Source organism: Aminobacter sp. P4_H6_2 (assembly GCF_056400805.1).
In genome coordinates this window covers 1-3,957 of record NZ_JBFUKO010000514.1, presented here as the reverse complement: position 1 = coordinate 3,957, position 3,957 = coordinate 1, and the positions used below count along the sequence as shown (strand labels likewise).

Here is a 3,957-nt window from a genome sequence, read left to right as displayed (position 1 = left end):
TGCGGGAGGGATGCGCCATTGGCAGCAATGGGGTCGCAAGCGGTCGGGCGGCAAGAAGCTGGCGAACGGCGGCTCTACCCACATTAGCGACCAAAAGCTGCCCAGCTGGAATCGAGCATGTACCGCCATAGAAGCATTTGCGGCTGCCTTGCGCTGGCAACTGATGGACTTCCGGTTCACTACAAGACATGGTAGCCAAATTGTAGGCGAAATACACATACGGATTTCCACCTAATGTCTCTGTGGCGACCTCGATTGGAGCGCGATGCTCGCTTGAAGTATCTGGCAATCGTCGAGGCGCTGGAGGCAGATATCCACACTGGACGGGTCCATCCGGGAGATCGCCTGCCGGCCCAACGCTCGATAGCCGAAGTGCTTGGTGTGGACCTGACGACTGTTACACGTGCATTGAACGAAGCCCGCCGCAGGGGGTTGGTCGATGCGCACGCCGGACGCGGGACATTCATTCGAGAGGGCGTAGCGAGCCAGCAGTCCGCAGGCAGCTTTAGCGGCACGCCACTGCTCGACCTCAGCATGAATATCCCGCCGCAACCGGTCGCCGCCGACCTTCGGCGACGTATACCGGCCGGGATTGCCGATCTACTCTCTAGCCCGCGAGGCATGCTTCACCTTCACTACCAAGAAAGCACTGGCAGTGATCCAGATAGAACTGCGGCTGCTGACTGGCTGGAGCAGCGGGTCGGTGCCGTAGCGCCCGGCAGAATCCTTGTCGCGGGCGGCGCACAAAGCGCACTCTTTGCGATCTGCGAGTACCTGGCCAAACCAGGCGATGCGATCGCTGCCGGCGCGCTGACCTATCCCGGCCTGAAGGCCGTCGCCCAGCAACGCGGGCTGGTGCTCGAGCCCATCTTGATGGACGCGGAAGGCATCGTGCCGGATGCATTTGATCAACGTTGCCGTAGAGCTCCGCCCAAGGCGATTTACATCGTACCGGCAATGGACAATCCGACGACGGCGACGCTTAACGAAGGCCGCCGGCGAAAGATCGTCGAGATCGCGCGCAACCATGGCGTGGCGATCATCGAAGACGATCCCTATTCACCGCTAAGCGCCACAGGCGTCACAGCCCTTGCCGCCATGGCAAGCGACCTAACCTGGCATATCGCAACACTTTCCAAGTGCGTGACGCCGGCACTGCGGGTGGCCTATATCGTTGCGCCGGGCAACACGCAGGCCAGGCGGCTTGCCGGAATCTTGCGGGCAACAAATCTTATGGCGCCGCCCCTCAATGCCGCATTGGCATCGAGGTGGATCGCAGACGGCACATTGGCTTCGATCACCACGGCAATCCGGGAGGAAAATGCCGAGCGCCAGAAACTAGCGGCGTCGATATTGCGCGGATCGAGTTTTTCGGCCGACCCTTTCGGACATCATCTTTGGCTCAGGCTGCCGCAACATTGGCGAGCGWCCGATTTTGCCGAGCATGCCGATCGGTCTGGCGTTGCGATCGTTCCAAGTTCCGCGTTCTCTATTACCGTACAGCCACCGGAAGCCGTGCGCATTTCACTTGGTGTGGCGCCCGACAGAGCGGCTCTTGAAGACGCCTTGACCTTGCTTGCTTCACTTATCGATCAGCCTTCACTTGCAACAAGAGCCGTCGTCTAGCTTTTCCGCACATTCGGTCGCGCAGTACGCTATCGCATAGATAGGGCTGCTCGACTGCCTGTTATTTGCATTCACTTTTTGCTTGCAAAACTCAACACCACCTCCTAAGTTGCATGCATGAACAGCAAGCAGACAAAGACCCTTGAAGCCATATTCAAGAACCCGGTTTCGGGCACTATCGAATGGGCTGACGTCGAGGGCCTTCTAATTGCTGTCGGATGCGAAGTCGTTGAAGGCAACGGCTCTCGCGTCCGTTTCAACTACAAGGGCCACATCGCCAGCTTCCATCGTCCTCATCCCGCCAAAGAGGCCAAGCGGTATCAGGTCAAAGACGCTCGCGAGTTCCTTGTACAGATAGGAGTGAGGCCATGAAGGCTATGGTTTACAATGGTTACGCTGCTCGGATCGAGTTTGATGCCGACGATGAAATCTTCACCGGCCGCATTGCCGGTATTAGGGATGTGATCGGCTTTCATGCCGACACGGTCGCTGATCTAAAGGCTGCTTTTCACGAGGCGGTGGACGATTATATCGACGCGTGCGCCAAAGCCGGCAAAGCCCCTCAGAAGCCCTATTCAGGCAACCTGATGCTTCGTGTTGACCCAGAGGTGCATTCAAAGGCGGCAATCGCTGCCGAACTCGCAGGAAAGAGCCTTAATCAATGGGGTGAAGAGGTTCTTGCCAAGGCTGTTTCCGAAGAAGAGACTTCGCAGAGGCTAGACTGAGCGCCTGATCCGCTAGGCCGCCTTGCAGGCTAGGCCGCCTAGCGCGAACGACAGCTAGTGCGGCGAGATAGGCGGTATCGATCTGCCGAAGGACGCCCACTGTTAATTTGCACTGAGAGTTGACCCGGAATTGCCGAGAATTGACCCGTCTCATAGGTATGTTTCGGGTCGGTAACTGCGGTCAAGTTCCTGCTTTTCTCCTTGTGGGCTATGCTTGGGTTCGTGCGCCAAACATGTTCTTAAAGCGGGAGCTGCCGTTTCCGGTCTCGAGGCACCGTTGCAAAGTTTGTTTCTGGTCAGATTGGCCCTTTGCTGAGCTCACGTCAGGCTGTTACGATGGTCCTTCGATCATTGGCGTGGGGTCACCCGTCCATACCATGCGATAGATTGCTCCCTGTCTGACCGATTGTACCGCCGCGGGCCTCAAGGCAACGATGCAGGTGCCGCCTGTGTGTCGGGCAGAAGGATAGATAATGCCATTGAGCCCCTCGGCGCGAGCGCTGTCAGCTAACGCATTGCCTATCGGATAGGCTCTGGCTTTTTCTGGATCGAGCGATGGATGGTCTAGTCGTTGCCTAAGATCGAGAAACGCGCCTGCAAGACTGCAGAACATCTCCGCATATTCGACTATGGCGTGATAATCGCCTGCGTCCGCTAGTGCATTGGACAGATGGTATCCGACCTCATAGAGGCAGGTCTTGACGTCAAGCGCGGCGTACCAGGCGCCCCGATCCGCTCCATTGAATCGGTTTGGCTGCTGCGGTTTGGCATAGGCGAACGACGCGTTGATAAAATGCGCATGGGGGACGTCGTAGACGAGTTCGTTGGCCGCCAGACCCGAGATCCCCTTTTCCTGCGCAAGCAGCCGTGAGCTGGTCGCGCCTTCAATCTCGGCGAGGAGTTCGAGTTCATCCTCGTCGTCCACCAATGGGGCCAATACCGCAGCACGAAGTCGGGCGGTTGTCACCAGCCGGACGGTTGTAGGAAACGCGTCTGTTACGACCGGTACACCATCTATCGACAATCACAGTCCCCCACGGACCGCGTCGACATATCTGCGCACCTCAAGCATCTGAGGAATGCCGCTCTTTATCATCGATGCGATCGGGCTCACCCGCCTGAAGAGGGGTCCTTTGTTCTCAAGTCTTGGCCAGCGATCGGCCATGTCGTCAGCAAACACTAGGTGCAGCCCCTTATAGATGCCGACCATTGCTGAAATCCGGGTCAACTGATCTTGGCTGAGGTGCTTTTCCTTCCCCTCCTGCTTCAGACGCTCCCAGGTGCTCGTCGAGATGTCGAGGAGTGCTGCAGCCTGCTGGCCCGTCAGACCCCATTGTTCGACGAGACGCTTGTAGGCCTTGAGCGCTACTTTTGACAGTCGCGCCCGATCGGCTTCGTCCGAAAAGTCCTGTCGCTCCGGAAGAATCGGAAAAGTGTGTACGGGGGCAAGCATCGATTGCTCCATCATATGGCGGTAAATCTATACATCATATGATGGTATCCTGTCCAGAATTCAAACCAGGATCGGAATGAGGTGTGCAACGAGAGCCCGATCTGTTCCGTGCCGGGTACATTGGCGAAGCGGAACAGCCTATCGGTCGTGGTG

General features: G+C 57.6%; 5 protein-coding genes and 1 pseudogene. 4 read left to right on the top strand and 2 right to left on the bottom strand.

All coding sequences use genetic code 11. The features are described 5' to 3' along the window. From AC1DUU_RS25560 to AC1DUU_RS25545, 4 genes and pseudogenes are all read left to right on the top strand, one after another. Positions 1-235 (top strand): hypothetical protein (locus AC1DUU_RS25560; RefSeq protein ID WP_476786171.1); only part of this gene is annotated, 235 nt, incomplete at its 5' end. Between the two features lie 38 nt (positions 236-273). Then, entirely contained in the window at positions 274-1,626 is a 1,353-nt protein-coding gene (locus AC1DUU_RS25555; protein ID WP_476786170.1) for an aminotransferase-like domain-containing protein, read from the top strand. Positions 1,627-1,743: 117 nt separating this feature from the next. Further along, positions 1,744-1,998 (top strand): type II toxin-antitoxin system HicA family toxin, encoded by a 255-nt coding sequence (locus AC1DUU_RS25550; RefSeq protein WP_476786169.1) that lies wholly within the window; start codon positions 1,744-1,746, stop codon positions 1,996-1,998. Beyond that, positions 1,995-2,359: pseudogene (locus AC1DUU_RS25545) on the top strand (type II toxin-antitoxin system HicB family antitoxin). The gene AC1DUU_RS25550 and the pseudogene AC1DUU_RS25545 overlap by 4 nt, the downstream one beginning before the upstream one ends. Before the next feature lie 323 nt (positions 2,360-2,682). Here AC1DUU_RS25545 and AC1DUU_RS25540 read toward each other — a convergent pair. Further along, complete coding sequence (locus AC1DUU_RS25540) at positions 2,683-3,276, bottom strand: RES family NAD+ phosphorylase (protein WP_476786172.1); 594 nt, start codon at positions 3,274-3,276, stop codon at positions 2,683-2,685. A gap of 99 nt (positions 3,277-3,375) precedes the next feature. After that, positions 3,376-3,804, bottom strand: coding sequence for an antitoxin Xre-like helix-turn-helix domain-containing protein (locus AC1DUU_RS25535; RefSeq protein ID WP_476786168.1), 429 nt, complete (start codon positions 3,802-3,804; stop codon positions 3,376-3,378). Positions 3,805-3,957 lie beyond the last annotated feature (153 nt).